The sequence below is a fragment of the Pseudomonas sp. Irchel 3A5 genome, assembly GCF_900187575.1.
Lineage (GTDB): Bacteria > Pseudomonadota > Gammaproteobacteria > Pseudomonadales > Pseudomonadaceae > Aquipseudomonas > Aquipseudomonas folii.
In genome coordinates this window covers 121,539-134,549 of sequence record NZ_FYDU01000004.1, presented here as the reverse complement: position 1 = coordinate 134,549, position 13,011 = coordinate 121,539, and the positions used below count along the sequence as shown (strand labels likewise).

Here is a 13,011-nt window from a genome sequence, read left to right as displayed (position 1 = left end):
AGTTTTTTTAACCGTCCCTCGTGTTCAAAGTCCTTGCGAGCGCATTCCGACGGATATTCAGCACGCTCGATCAGACCGAAAAACATCCGTTACTGCCCACGCTGAATGACTAATTACCTTTCGATCTGATGGCTATAGTCAATCGATCCAAGCGGCTGTCAAAAATTTGCTAACGTTCAAACTGATAGCTTCAACTCTCTGTTTATCCAATGATTTTATAAACCTGAACCCAAATCGCAGCGCCAAGGAATCCCCATGCATGAATCGGCACCCTCACTGCGACGTCTGTTAATTGTTGATCCCTGCGATGATTGTCATCAGCTCATTCCCGTTCTCCGTGCCGCTGGCTGGGATGTCGATAGCACTACGGTTGAAGACGCTGTCAGTCGCAGTTGCGACGTAGGTTTGATTCGCCTGATGCCTTATCACTTCGAGCATCCGGAGGTGGTCAAGGATCTGATCACGCGCAGTCACACGGAATGGATCGCCGTATTGAGCCCGGATGACCTGCGCCGGGAAAAGATTGGCGATTTTGTCTGCGAATGGTTTTTTGACTTCCACACCTTGCCGTTCGACGTCGCGCGCATGCAGGTCACACTGGGGCGGGCGTATGGCATGGCGCGCCTGCGGGCCCAGGGAGCGGTTTATGTATCCGGCCCGGATCATGAAATGCTCGGTGAAAGTCGTCCTATCCGTGAGCTGCGCAGGCTGCTGAGCAAGCTCGCGCCCACAGAGTCGCCGGTATTGATTCGTGGCGAGTCCGGGACAGGCAAAGAGTTGGTGGCGCGCACCCTGCACACTCAATCTCACCGTCGCAGCAAGCCATTTATTGCGATCAACTGCGCGACGACGCCTGAGCATTTACTTCAGGGCGAATTATTCGGCTATGAGAAGGGCGCGTTCGAAGGGGCAAACGAACTGAAAATCGGCTGCATCGAGGCGGCCGATGGCGGCACCTTGTTTCTCGATGAGATCGGGGACTTGCCGATGGAGCTGCAAGCCAATCTGCTGCGCTTTCTTCAGGACAAGCAAGTCGAGCGCGTTGGCGGGCGAGACTCCATTGCCGTGGATGTCAGGATACTGGCCGCCACCCACGTCGATCTTGAGTCCGCCATTCGCAAAAAACACTTCCGCGAGGATCTGTATTACCGCCTGAACGTGCTACAGGTCGGGACTGCCCCTTTACGCGAGCGGCATGGTGATCTGGCGTTGCTTGCCAATCATTTTGCGCATTTTTACAGTCAGGAAACCGGTCGGCGGGTGCGTAACTTCAGTCAGGACGCGCTGGTTGCAATGGGCAAACATGACTGGCCGGGTAATGTCCGGGAGCTGGCCAACCGGGTTCGCCGAGGTCTGGTGCTCGCAGAAGGGCGGCAGATTGAAGCCGCCGATCTGGGGTTGCTCGGTGATGACGATGTCGTCAGTACCATGGGCACCCTGGATGACTACAAATCCCGGGCCGAGCGTCAGGCGTTGTGCGATGTATTGACCCGCCATAGCGATAACTTGAGCGTTGCCGCCAAGGTATTGGGCATTTCCCGGCCAACATTCTATCGATTGCTGCACAAGCACCAGATTCGTTGATCTGCAGCGAGCTTCAGAGGTTTTTGAGCAGTTGTTCAACTGCGGCGAAGGCTCGCTCACGACGTTGCGTCCAGTCACCGCCGATGACCTGAAAGGGTTGGTGATGCGTTTCAAGCCAGTGCCGGGTGTCACGGAAAAATGCCTGTCGTGAACTCAGCTCCGGTTGGCAGCGCTGGCCATCGCCGATCCAGTCGACGCCGCTCGGGTCGAGTAACAGATGCAGATCGTACTGACGAGCCAGCAGCGCAGGCTCGATCCACGCGGGGCAGTCCCCGAACAATGTCTGACTCCAGAGGATATTGCTCAACAGGTGCGTGTCCAGAATCAGCAACCCTGGCTGTGTGGCCCGAGCGGCATCTTCGCTGTCCAGTTGGCCTTGAGCGATTGCCGGAATATCTGCGTAAGTGGTGTCACGCTGATTCTGCTCGATGAAGCATCGTACATATTCCCCCACCAGAACCCCGCCATAGCAGCGCTGTATCTCGCTTGCCAACCAGCTTTTGCCGCTGGACTCAGGACCTGTCAGCACAACAACTTTCATCAAGCCACTGCCTTTTCCGGAGCTAAAATAGCGCGCGGTGTTGTTCTGGCGGTTTCAGGTGCGGGCATTGCGATTCCTCAGGGGCGTAAAGCGGCCGCGATTGTAAGCGCATACGCCCGTTAGCGCAGCGGTTTCAGCGCAGAAAAACGCCGATAGCGGCTACTGGAAAACAGCTCCCCTTACGTCAAGGGTTACACGTCAAGCTTCAATGGCAGCGTCCTGCCTGAAGGTCTGTTAGGATCGCCACGCCTTGCTTTGGTTGACGTTGTAAGCGTCCGTTTTTAACGGACTTTTCACCTTTCGACGGGCATATTTGCGCGCTGTTTGGACATGACAATATCAAGAAGCCTGCTTCGAGCAATGCTTCACTTGGGGGAATGATGGATCTTTGGACCGCCGCTCAGGCATTGATTCTCGGGATTGTGGAGGGGCTGACGGAGTTCCTGCCCATTTCCAGTACCGGACACCAGATTATCGTTGCGGACCTGATCGACTTTGGCGGCGAAAGGGCGATGGCCTTCAACATCATCATTCAGCTCGGCGCGATACTGGCGGTGGTCTGGGAATTCCGGCGCAAGATCCTTGATGTGGTGACTGGCCTGCCGAAGCAACGTCAGGCGCAGCGTTTCACGATCAATCTGCTGATCGCGTTTCTTCCAGCCGTCGTGCTGGGGGTGATATTTGCCGACTTGATTCACGAATACCTGTTTAACCCGATTACCGTGGCGACGGCCCTGGTCATTGGCGGTGTGATCATGCTCTGGGCTGAGCGCCGCGATCACGTGGTGCATGCGCAAAGCGTGGATGACATGACCTGGCGTGATGCCCTGAAAGTCGGCTGCGCCCAATGCCTGGCGATGATTCCGGGGACTTCTCGTTCTGGCTCGACGATTATTGGCGGCCTGCTGTTTGGCTTGTCGCGCAAGACCGCTACCGAATTTTCCTTTTTCCTGGCGATGCCGACGATGGTGGGCGCTGCTGTGTACTCGGGCTTCAAGTACCGTCACCTGTTCCAGCCTGCGGACTTCCCGGTGTTTGCGTTGGGTTTTGTCGTCTCGTTCATCTTTGCCATGATTGCCGTGCGCGGGCTGCTCAAGTTCATTGCCACCCACAGCTATGCCGTGTTCGCCTGGTATCGCATCGTCTTCGGTATCCTGATTCTGGCGACCTGGCAGTTCGGCTGGATTGACTGGACCAGCGTGAACGGCTGACGAACATGGATCAGCGTATAAAATCGAACAAAACCGCAACGGCGAAACAGCATCCGTCGCGGTATCCGCGGCTGAAACTGGCGGTATTTCTCGCCATTTGTGCGTTACCGGTGGCGGGCCTCACCTCGTTGCTGCTCACCGGGGTATGGGTGCCCGGTGCAATCTATCTGGCGATGAGCCTGCTGGCATTCTTTCTGTACTGGCGCGACAAGCGTCATGCCAGATCAAATGAATGGAGAACGCCGGAGAAAATCCTGCACGCGGTGGAACTGCTGGGTGGCTGGCCGGGCGCTTTGGTGGCGCAACAGGCGTTGCGTCACAAAACCCGCAAGCTGTCCTTTCAACTGGTGTTCTGGTTGATCGTTGTGTTGCACGAGTTGGTCTGGATTGACCGCCTGTTCCTCGGCGGCAATTACCTGACCCGACATTTCTACTGATCTGTCAGAGCTTCAGGGCAATCTGCTGTTTCTTCGGCAACTTGCTGACGACCAATTGATGGGACCGTGTCAGCAGCTCGCGCAATTCCCCATCGCTCAGGGAGTAGGGCGTGGCGACGCTGATCCAGTAAGCCCGCGCCAGATACGGCGCGGGCCGAACCCCGGGACGGTCCACGTAGCCGAGGAACAGGTCGGGTCCGACCTTGAATGACAACCCTTTGCCAGCCAGATCCATCACCGCAAACATCTTGTTGCCAGCCACGGAAAACACCCGCGTGCCGCCCCATTTGTAATCCTCCCGGGCACCTGGCAGTTGCAGGCAAAACCCGGCGACGTCTTCAGCGTTCATTGATCTGCTCCGTTGATTTCTGAACATCGCTCCAGGGCGGTTCGTTTTTGAACGCCAGGCTGATGTGCTCGATCCACGCGCGTACCGCGGGGAGCATGCCACGGCGCTGGGTGTAAGCGGCCTGGACATTGCCGCTTGGCAATGACCAGTCGGGAAGCAAGCGGATCAATTGACCGCTGGCAAGTTCTTCATGGCAGTTCATCAACGGCAGCAACGTAATGCCCAGGCCCTGCACGGCTGCGTTCTTGCGAATAGGGAAGTCATCCACTACAAGACGCGGCTCAATCGCCACTTCGCAACGCTCGCCATGGCTGTGCAGCAGCTGAAAATGCACTTTTCGATCCGCTTCGATGGCACCTAATGCCGGCAAGCTGGCAAGGTCCCGTGGATGCGTGATGCTGCGTCCGCTGAGTAGCCTGGGAGAAGCCACGAGCACGGTGTTCGCGGGATACAGCTGCCGAACAATCAGGCTGGGGTCTTCATCGCCGATGTCGCGAACCCGCAAGGCCACATCAATGCCCTCATTGACCAGATCAACCCGGCGGTTCACCAGGATCAATTCCAGCTGTACCAGTGGGTGGCGAATCAGGAATTCATTGACCACTCCGGACAGGTTCCAGTGCGTCATTCCCACCGGGCAAGACACCCGCAAGCGCCCCCGAGGTTCAGCCGACAGCGACGCAACCGCTTCGTCAGCCATTTCCGCTTCCAGCAACATCGCCTGACAGTGACTCAGGTAGCGCTCACCCACGGCGGTCAACGCCAGTTTGCGCGTGGTGCGTTGCAGCAAGCTCGCGCCCAGACGCAACTCAAGCTCGGCGATGCGCCGTGACAGGCGTGACTTAGGGATGCCCAGCAGACGTCCGGCAGCCGCGAAACCGCCGAATTCCACCACTTTGGCGAAGTAATAAAGATCGTTCAGGTCTTGCATGCTGTGAGCCGATTGTCCTGTGTGTAGAACGAACTATCGCATTTATGCCGACTAATCAGCTATTGGATTGCGCTGTAGGATTATCGCCACTTGATCGCCAGCTGGCGACTTTTCAATTGGGAAGCACGTTATGAAACTTTTGCACATCGATTCCAGCATCCTCGGCGATCACTCCGCGTCTCGCCAGCTCAGCCGCAACGTTGTTGAAGCATTCACCGCTGTAGAGCAGAACGCACAGGTGACTTATCGCGATCTGGCCAGCGATTCACTGAGCCACTTCTCCCCGGCAACGCTTGCTGCTGCGGGCACGCCTGAAGAAGGTCGTGACGCTGCGCAAAGGCAGGAAGTGGCTGACAACGAGCAGATTCTGCAGGAGTTCCTCGACGCTGATGTGGTTGTGATTGGTGCGCCGGTCTACAACTTTACTCTCCCGACCCAGCTCAAGGCCTGGATCGATCGCATCGCGGTTGCCGGTCGTACCTTCCGCTATACCGAAACCGGCCCTGAAGGTCTGGCGGGCGGTAAGCAGGTGGTCATCGTTTCCACTGCCGGTGGTGTGCACGTTGGCCAGCCGACCAGTGTGGGTCATGAGGACTACCTCAAGGTTCTGTTCGGTTTCATCGGCGTGACTGATTTGAAATTCGTCTTCGCTCATGGTCTGGCTTACGGTGACGAACCACGTGCCAACGCGCTGACCGCCGCGCAAAAGCAGATCAAAGAAGAGCTGTTCGCGACGGCCTGATGGCGTCGGAGGGTCTGATCACTGCGCCTGTCACATGCTTGCAAAAAAACTCCAGTGTCCAATAGGCGCTGGAGTTTTTTGCGTTATGGGCCACGCTGATCAAACAAAAATGCAACGTTTGCCGCCCGCGAGGCTCTTACAGCGGGTAATACATGACTCAATCGGAACAGTTGAACCTTCTCCGATCGTTTCGCCCGATTCACGAGAAACGGATGATTGGAATTTATGACGACACCGGACAAGCAGTACGTAGAGTGGCTGGTTGAACAATCAATGCTCAATGCCGCACGCCAGCGCGCCAGGTTGTACTCGGGGCAGGGCAGGCTGTGGCAGCGCCCGTTCGCCGAATCCCGGCCCAGAGACGCGTCGGCGATTGCCTCCGTCTGGTTTACTGCTTATCCGGCGTCAATAATCACCCGTCCGGGTGGCTCGGTCCTTGAAGCCCTGGGCGATGAGACCCTGTGGCATGCCATGTCGGAAATCGGCATTCAAGGCATCCATAACGGGCCGCTGAAAACCTCCGGTGGCCTTCAGGGGCGGCAACACACGCCGACCATCGATGGCAATTTCGACCGGATCAGTTTCGGCATTGACCCTGAATTGGGTACCGATGCGCAATTGCTCAGCCTGAGTCGCATAGCGGCTGCGCATAACGCAGTGGTGATCGATGACGTGATTCCATCCCACACCGGCAAGGGCTCTGATTTCCGTTTGGCAGAAATGGCCTACGAGGATTATCCGGGCCTGTATCACATGGTTGAAATCCGTGAGGAAGACTGGCAGTTGCTGCCGGATATTCCGGCCGGTCGTGATGCAGTGAACCTGATGCCTGAGGTGGTCGATGCCCTCAAGGACAAGCACTACATCGTTGGTCAGCTACAGCGGGTCATTTTCTTCGAGCCCGGCGTCAAGGAAACCGACTGGAGCGCTACGGGTATTGTTCAGGGCGTAGACGGCAAGGCCCGGCGCTGGGTTTATCTGCATTACTTCAAGGAAGGTCAGCCTTCGCTGAACTGGCTGGACCCAAGCTTCGCCGCTCAGCAAATGATCATTGGTGATGCGCTGCATTCCATCGACGTCATGGGCGCGCGGGTCTTGCGTCTGGATGCCAATGGCTTCCTCGGGGTGGAGCGCAAGGCTGAAGGCAATGCCTGGTCCGAGAGCCACCCGTTGTCGATCACCGGTAACCAGCTATTGGGCGGAGCGATCCGCAAAGCGGGCGGTTTCAGTTTCCAGGAGCTGAACCTGACTCTGGATGACATCGCCTCGATGTCCCACGGCGGCGCCGATCTGTCTTACGACTTCATCTCGCGTCCGGCCTATCAGCACGCACTGTTGACGGGCACCACCGAGTTTCTGCGGCTGATGCTGCGCCAGGTTCACGCGTTCGGTATCGATCCTGCGTCGTTGATTCATGCCTTGCAGAACCACGACGAATTGACCCTGGAGCTGGTGCATTTCTGGACCTTGCATGCCCACGACACCTACCACTATCAAGGCCAGACGCTGCCGGGCAACATCTTGCGCGAGCATATTCGTGAGGAAATGTACGAGAAACTGGCAGGCGAGCACGCTCCCTACAACCTGAAATTCGTCACCAATGGCGTGTCCTGCACCACCGCGAGCATCATTACGGCGGCGCTGGGTATTCGTGATCTGGACGCCATCACTGAAGAAGACACTCAGAAAATTCAGCATATTCACTTGCTGCTGGTGATGTTCAATGCCATGCAGCCTGGCGTGTTTGCGTTGTCCGGGTGGGATCTGGTCGGCGCATTGCCGCTGCCTGCCGAGCAGGTTCAGCATCTGATGCAGGATGGCGACACGCGCTGGATCCACCGTGGTGCTTATGATCTGGTGGATCTGGACCCGGAGGCGGAATTCTCGGCAGGCAACATGCCGCGCTCCCGTACGCTGTACGGCAGTATCATCAGCCAGCTACAGCGCCCTGATTCATTTGCCTCGCAACTCAAGAAGATTCTTGCTGTGCGTCGGGCTTATGACATCGCTGCGAGCAAGCAGATTCTCATCCCGGATGTTGAGCACCCAGGCTTGTTGATCATGGTTCACGAGCTGCCAGCCGGGAAGGGCACACAGATTACCGCGCTGAACTTCAGCTCCGAGCCGATTGTTGAAACCCTGCACCTGCCGGACATCGCGCCTGGCCCGGTGGTGGATATCATCAATGAACGGGTCGAAGGGGATCTCACTGAACAGGGCGAATTCACCATCACGCTGGATGCCTACGAAGGGTTGGCGCTGCGCGTGGTGAGTGCCTTACCGGCGTTCTGATAGTCGGTTTCTGTACAGACGTGCAGCTCCGTTGACGAAATGACGACATATCTGGCCTGATACTGCCCGGATGTAAACCGTCAACGGAAGCTGCATGGATATCAAACACAGTCTCAAACAGCGCATCGTCATCGTTTTCACGCTGATGAGTACCCTGGTCGCGTTGATATTTGCAGCGGGCATCGTCGTCACGGTGCATCTGGTTGGCAAAAAATTGACCGCACTTTCAATGAATGGCGACCTGCACCGGTTGCTGTTGATGGACGACGTCGCCAACTGGAGTCATCGACCAGAGAAGGATTCGTTCTTCTATGTGCAGGACGCTTCCGGTCTTTTCGCGATGCCCGACAGCCTCAAGCCATTGAAACCCGGCTTTCACCGAATCAAAAAAGACAATGTCGATTATTACGCCATGGTGGATATGGTCGACGGTCGTCAGTACGTATTGCTGCGGGATCAGACTGCAACGGTTCAGCGCGAGCGTATTTTGTTTGCCATTGTGCTGGTCGGGTTTGTTCTCAGCGTTCTGTTGGCGTTATTGCTGGGGCGGTTGCTGGCGCAACGGGTCATGGCGCCGGTGGTGAAGCTGGCCGGGCAGGTGCGTCAGCGGGACCAGATCATGGATGCGGCTCCGGCACTGGCACCGGAGTATGCCCACGACGAGGTGGGTGAGCTGGCGGTGTCGTTTGATGAAACCCTGGGCCGCCTGCGCGCAGCCTTGACCCGGGAGAAGATGTTCACCAGTGATGTCAGCCATGAACTGCGCACGCCATTAATGGTGCTGGCCAGTTCCTGTGAATTGCTGCTGGAGAATCCCGCTGTAGATCCACGCTCTCGTAATCAGGTTTTACGAATATCCCGGGCCAGCGAGGGGATGCGTCAACTGGTGGAAACGTTCCTGCTGCTGGCGCGTATAGAAACCGAAGTACCCGGCCAGGGGCCGCGCGCAACCCTGGTGGCGGTCGCAGACGAGTTGGTGGATATCTGGCGCAAACCCATTGAAGAAAAAGGCCTGACGTTGCGTTACGAGTCGGGTATCGGTTCGGATCGCCTGTATAACGCGACGCTGTTGCACTCGGTCATGAGCAACCTGCTGCGCAATGCCTGGCATTACACCGATGAAGGCTTCATTTTTCTGAGCCTGCACGGCGATCGTTTTTCTGTTCAGGATAGCGGCATTGGCATTCCGCTGGAAAAACAGCAGGCCATGTTCCAGCCTTTCGTCAGAGGCGATGAGCAGCGTGGGGAAGGGCTTGGCCTGGGTCTTTCGCTGGTACAGCGCATCTGCGTTCACCAGGGGTGGTCGGTCAACCTTGAAAGCCGCGTGCCCCACGGGTGCTGTTTTGAAGTGAGCCTTTCTGCGTCCCTGATTTCAACCGAAAACCCTGGCAGCGTTCGAAAACCGGATTCAGTCGGCCAGCCAGCCTAGGCGCTGACACGCAATGTCGCGACATGATCAATCACCTTATCTTGAGAGCAGCTCTGCATGACCACCCTGAAAATCACCGCTGGCGGATACGAGTTTCTCGCTGAAACCCATCCCGATGCGCCGCACACCGTTGCTGCTTTTCTGAAGTTGCTGCCTTACCGGCAGAAGCTGATCCATGTGCGCTGGAGCGGCGAGGGCTGCTGGGTGCCTTTGGGGGAGTATCAGTTGCTGCTGAACGATCAGCCGATTGGTTTTGAAAATCACACCAGTCACCCTTCGGTGGGCGACATTCTGTTTTATCCGGGCCCTTACAGCGAGACTGAAATCCTCATCGCCTATGGCTCGTGCTGTTTTGCCAGCAAAATGGGCCAACTGGCCGGTAACCACTTCCTGACCATCGTGCAAGGCAAGGAAAACCTGCGTGCCCTGGGCGTGAAGACCCTGTGGGAGGGCGCGCAGGACGTGCTCTTTGAGCAGGCTTGAGTTGCGCAAGATGATGACTCAACTCGCTGAATCAATACCCAATTCGCAAGACAGCCGTGCCTGCGCGCGCGCGGCTTTCCTCGCCAATGCCGGTTTTGCCGATGCCGTTCTGGAGGCATTGCCCGCAGACGCGTCGGCGCGACGTTATTTTCGTTTGCAAGGTGCCGGCCTTTTGTTGATGGATTCGCCGCCACTGAGCGAACCTATTGCGCCGTTTGTGCAGGTGGCCGGTTATCTGCACAGCATCGGGCTATCGGCCCCAGCCTTGCGTCAGGTGGATGAACAGGCCGGACTGGCACTGATCGAGGATTTTGGCGACGCCACTTATACCCGGCTTCTGGCTTCAGGGCATGCTGAAGAAGCCTTGTACGGTCTGGCGGTCGACGCGCTGGTGGCCCTGCATCGGGCGCCTGCCAGCATCGGGTTACCCGCCTACGATGCACAGAAACTGAGTGCCGAGTGCGCGTTGTTCATCGATTGGTATGCGCCGTTGTTGATCGGCAAAGAAGCCGCTCTGGAGCTACGTGAGCGTTACCTCGAACTGTTCGCCGAAGCCTGTGGTGATGTGGCCGAGCGGCGTGAAACGCTGGTGCTGCGCGATTTCCATGTCGACAACTTGATGCTGCTCGACAGCCGCCAGGGTGTGGCCGCATGCGGTCTTCTGGATTTTCAGGACGCGCTGGTCGGTTCTGCGGCTTATGACCTGATGTCCTTGCTGGAGGATGCGCGTCGTGACCTGTCAGAGCCTCTGCGCGCCGCGCTGTTCAGTCACTACCTGATGCAGCGCCCGGAACTCAATGTGCCGCTGTTTGTTGATGACTACCGGCGGCTCGCCGCACAACGACACGCCAAGGTACTGGGCATCTTCGTCCGCCTGGCCGGGCGTGACGGCAAGCATGGTTATCTGGCGCATCTGCCGCGAACCCTGCGCCTGTTTGTGCAAGCACTGAGAGCCCCTGCGTTCAATGAGCTGCGAGAATGGCTGGAGCTGCACCTGTCAGGCTGGCGCGATGACTTGTCTGCACAGACTCTGGATGAGTTGCGCAAGACGCCTTATCGTCAGTAACAGCTGTCGGTTGTCCGGGCTCTAGCCTGCAAAGGTACGCCACAGGGCCCAGGCAATCAGCAACCAGATCAGCACAATGCAGGTGATGGTCAACCATCGGCCTTTGAGCTTGATTCGCTCACCGGCCATGGCTTCCGCCTCGGGGCGGCAGCGTTGTTGCAACCCTTTCGGTATCAGTCGCAAGGCGAGGGCGATGCCCAGCGGTAAAAGAATCACATCATCCAGAAAGCCCAGCACCGGGATAAAGTCTGGAATCAGGTCAATCGGACTCACGGCGTAGGCCACGGTCACCAACGCAACGATTTTCGGTAGCCATGGCATGTCAGGCTGGCGGCAGCAGAGCCAGAGCAGAATCAGATTGGCTTTGAGGCGTCGGGCCCAGAGTTTTAGTTGTTTTATGGTGTTGCTGATCATCAATGGATCTCTTCGTGCTGGATGTTATGACCTTCTGAATTGATCCAAATCCTGTAGGAGCTCACGAGCACCGCTAGGCAGCGATAGCGGTTTGTCTGACACGCCGCCATCGCTGCCGCGCGGTGCTCGTGAGGTCCAGAAGGTATTCTTCAATTCAGATTCAAAGGCTACCGAAACAAACCTGCTCATGAAACACAAAGGGCAGATCGGGCAGCGAAGTGAATTCGCGGATCAGCATTCGGTACTCGGCATCCGGGTCCAGATCAGCGAACTGTTCTGGCCAGAAGATTTTCGCCAGCCATTGTGCCCCCACTATGTTGAAAACGCTGTTGTAAAACTGGTGATTGAGGCCTTGCACGCAGGCTTTTGCTGAACGCGCAGTGGCGGCAAAGCCGGGGCGGGCCATCAAGCGCTGCATTTCGCTTTTGATCTGATCGGCATTGGCGCCGTAGCCGAAAGGGATCGCGGTGACGCCGTTGCGCAGGCGCTGAGTACCCGTCATCAAGTAAACGTCGGGTTTGCTCAGGATCAGGGTTTCCAGCGCCACATCGGCTGACTCGCTGCGCAGGTAGCGGGAGCCAAGATTGACCGCACCGAGGTTCTCGACCAGTAACCCCCAACCGGCGTGAGCCTGGGTGTGGCAGCAGCCCCCAGATCCGGCTTGCCCGGCTCGGGCTTCGACGAATACTTTGGGCGCTGGCAGACCAGCGGTTTTCTCGCGCAGCTCTGCCAGTTGGCGACGATAAACCTGCAAATACGCTTCGGCGTTGTCTTCCTCGCCCAATACCCGCCCCAGCAATTCCAGACTACGGGGCACGTTCACTAATGGGTCCAGCTCGTTGTCGACGTAGATCAGCGGAATGTCCAATCGCTCAAGTACGCTGTTGAGTACCGTGTTTTCGATGGCTGCCCGACCACTGAGCCTGGCAATGATCAGGTCGGGGTGGGTGCGCAACAGGCTTTCGATGTCCAACTGGCCGGTGTCGGGGAAATCGAGGTCCTGAATCTGCTTTGCGTGTGGCCAGCGTTGACTGACCACATTCCACAGCCCCGGGTCGGAACTGGCGAGATTGTTATCCCAGGCAATCACCCGGGCCAGCGGGTTGTCTCGTTCCAGGAGGGCCAGCGACAAAAGGGTATTGCTGTCCTGCAACACGATACGTTGCGGAGCGTGGGCCAAAGTGACGGTGCGCCCGGCAAGATCGATGACGGTGAGAGGGTAGTTGGCGGCTTGAGCTGCGGAGCAGAGTAAAAACAGCAGGCCAAGGGTCCCCGATACCAGGATTTTAAGGCAACCGCGGGTCACTGACACCCCAATACCTCTGTGGAAGATTCTATGTTGGTCTGCAAGCTTGCTCATGCGCTATTGACCTTGTAGGACCGGCTTTAGCCGGGAGGGCAGTATTTCTGGCGATGGATTTTTAGCGGATGTACTGACGTCCTCCCGGCTAAAGCCGGTCCTACGAGAGGGCGCAGGAACTGTGGGAGGTGCGTAATCCAGTGGGTCCTTTGTTGGGGCGAGCTGCAATGTG

Annotated in this window: 13 protein-coding genes; 8 read left to right on the top strand and 5 right to left on the bottom strand. The window is 57.3% G+C overall.

Annotated elements, in window-relative coordinates; all coding sequences use genetic code 11:
* Positions 1-255 precede the first annotated feature (255 nt).
* Positions 256-1,584: a sigma-54 dependent transcriptional regulator gene (locus CKW31_RS07550; protein ID WP_095093747.1), complete on the top strand. Its 1,329-nt coding sequence runs from the start codon at positions 256-258 to the stop codon at positions 1,582-1,584.
* 13 nt (positions 1,585-1,597) lie between these two features.
* Here CKW31_RS07550 and CKW31_RS07545 read toward each other — a convergent pair whose 3' ends face one another.
* Positions 1,598-2,125: an AAA family ATPase gene (locus CKW31_RS07545; protein WP_095093746.1), complete on the bottom strand. Its 528-nt coding sequence runs from the start codon at positions 2,123-2,125 to the stop codon at positions 1,598-1,600.
* Between the two features lie 380 nt (positions 2,126-2,505).
* Here CKW31_RS07545 and CKW31_RS07540 point away from each other — a divergent pair, with 380 nt between their 5' ends.
* On the top strand, positions 2,506-3,336 hold the full coding sequence (locus tag CKW31_RS07540; protein WP_095094003.1) for an undecaprenyl-diphosphate phosphatase: 831 nt from the start codon (positions 2,506-2,508) through the stop codon (positions 3,334-3,336).
* Positions 3,337-3,341: 5 nt separating this feature from the next.
* Entirely contained in the window at positions 3,342-3,773 is a 432-nt protein-coding gene (locus CKW31_RS07535; RefSeq protein ID WP_095093745.1) for a DUF1294 domain-containing protein, read from the top strand.
* A 4-nt stretch (positions 3,774-3,777) separates the two neighbouring features.
* On the opposite strand, the gene CKW31_RS07530 is transcribed toward CKW31_RS07535, so the two are convergent.
* Both CKW31_RS07530 and CKW31_RS07525 read right to left on the bottom strand, forming a co-directional pair.
* A complete protein-coding gene (locus CKW31_RS07530) occupies positions 3,778-4,122 on the bottom strand; it encodes an MmcQ/YjbR family DNA-binding protein (RefSeq protein ID WP_095093744.1) in 345 nt (114 codons plus the stop codon).
* The gene (locus CKW31_RS07525) at positions 4,112-5,053 is read right to left on the bottom strand and encodes a LysR substrate-binding domain-containing protein (protein ID WP_095093743.1); all 942 of its coding nucleotides are present in this window, start codon (positions 5,051-5,053) and stop codon (positions 4,112-4,114) included. Before CKW31_RS07525 ends, CKW31_RS07530 begins: the two co-directional genes overlap by 11 nt.
* Positions 5,054-5,183: 130 nt before the next feature.
* Here CKW31_RS07525 and CKW31_RS07520 point away from each other — a divergent pair, with 130 nt between their 5' ends.
* From CKW31_RS07520 to CKW31_RS07500, 5 genes are all read left to right on the top strand, one after another.
* Complete coding sequence (locus CKW31_RS07520) at positions 5,184-5,795, top strand: FMN-dependent NADH-azoreductase (protein ID WP_095093742.1); 612 nt, start codon at positions 5,184-5,186, stop codon at positions 5,793-5,795.
* Between the two features lie 225 nt (positions 5,796-6,020).
* On the top strand, positions 6,021-8,087 hold the full coding sequence (gene treS / locus CKW31_RS07515) for a maltose alpha-D-glucosyltransferase (RefSeq protein ID WP_095093741.1): 2,067 nt from the start codon (positions 6,021-6,023) through the stop codon (positions 8,085-8,087).
* A 94-nt stretch (positions 8,088-8,181) separates the two neighbouring features.
* Positions 8,182-9,516, top strand: coding sequence for a HAMP domain-containing sensor histidine kinase (locus CKW31_RS07510; RefSeq protein WP_095093740.1), 1,335 nt, complete (start codon positions 8,182-8,184; stop codon positions 9,514-9,516).
* Positions 9,517-9,573: 57 nt separating this feature from the next.
* Entirely contained in the window at positions 9,574-9,999 is a 426-nt protein-coding gene (locus tag CKW31_RS07505) for a DUF3830 family protein (RefSeq protein WP_095093739.1), read from the top strand.
* Between the two features lie 10 nt (positions 10,000-10,009).
* A complete protein-coding gene (locus CKW31_RS07500; RefSeq protein WP_256582515.1) occupies positions 10,010-11,065 on the top strand; it encodes an aminoglycoside phosphotransferase family protein in 1,056 nt (351 codons plus the stop codon).
* A 21-nt stretch (positions 11,066-11,086) separates the two neighbouring features.
* On the opposite strand, the gene CKW31_RS07495 is transcribed toward CKW31_RS07500, so the two are convergent.
* Both CKW31_RS07495 and CKW31_RS07490 read right to left on the bottom strand, forming a co-directional pair.
* Positions 11,087-11,479, bottom strand: coding sequence for a YkvA family protein (locus CKW31_RS07495; protein ID WP_095093738.1), 393 nt, complete (start codon positions 11,477-11,479; stop codon positions 11,087-11,089).
* A gap of 160 nt (positions 11,480-11,639) precedes the next feature.
* Entirely contained in the window at positions 11,640-12,791 is a 1,152-nt protein-coding gene (locus CKW31_RS07490; RefSeq protein WP_176469820.1) for an ABC transporter substrate-binding protein, read from the bottom strand.
* Between the last annotated feature and the right edge of the window lie 220 nt (positions 12,792-13,011).

Excerpts from the sequence above, each read along its gene's own strand:
- CKW31_RS07550 (WP_095093747.1), top strand. The coding sequence starts at position 256 with ATGCATGAATCGGCACCCTCACTGCGACGTCTGTTAATTGTTGATCCC.
- CKW31_RS07545 (WP_095093746.1), bottom strand. The coding sequence starts at position 2,125 with ATGAAAGTTGTTGTGCTGACAGGTCCTGAGTCCAGCGGCAAAAGCTGG.
- CKW31_RS07540 (WP_095094003.1), top strand. The coding sequence starts at position 2,506 with ATGGATCTTTGGACCGCCGCTCAGGCATTGATTCTCGGGATTGTGGAG.
- CKW31_RS07535 (WP_095093745.1), top strand. The coding sequence starts at position 3,342 with ATGGATCAGCGTATAAAATCGAACAAAACCGCAACGGCGAAACAGCAT.
- CKW31_RS07530 (WP_095093744.1), bottom strand. The coding sequence starts at position 4,122 with ATGAACGCTGAAGACGTCGCCGGGTTTTGCCTGCAACTGCCAGGTGCC.
- CKW31_RS07525 (WP_095093743.1), bottom strand. The coding sequence starts at position 5,053 with ATGCAAGACCTGAACGATCTTTATTACTTCGCCAAAGTGGTGGAATTC.
- CKW31_RS07520 (WP_095093742.1), top strand. The coding sequence starts at position 5,184 with ATGAAACTTTTGCACATCGATTCCAGCATCCTCGGCGATCACTCCGCG.
- treS (WP_095093741.1), top strand. The coding sequence starts at position 6,021 with ATGACGACACCGGACAAGCAGTACGTAGAGTGGCTGGTTGAACAATCA.
- CKW31_RS07510 (WP_095093740.1), top strand. The coding sequence starts at position 8,182 with ATGGATATCAAACACAGTCTCAAACAGCGCATCGTCATCGTTTTCACG.
- CKW31_RS07505 (WP_095093739.1), top strand. The coding sequence starts at position 9,574 with ATGACCACCCTGAAAATCACCGCTGGCGGATACGAGTTTCTCGCTGAA.
- CKW31_RS07500 (WP_256582515.1), top strand. The coding sequence starts at position 10,010 with ATGATGACTCAACTCGCTGAATCAATACCCAATTCGCAAGACAGCCGT.
- CKW31_RS07495 (WP_095093738.1), bottom strand. The coding sequence starts at position 11,479 with ATGATCAGCAACACCATAAAACAACTAAAACTCTGGGCCCGACGCCTC.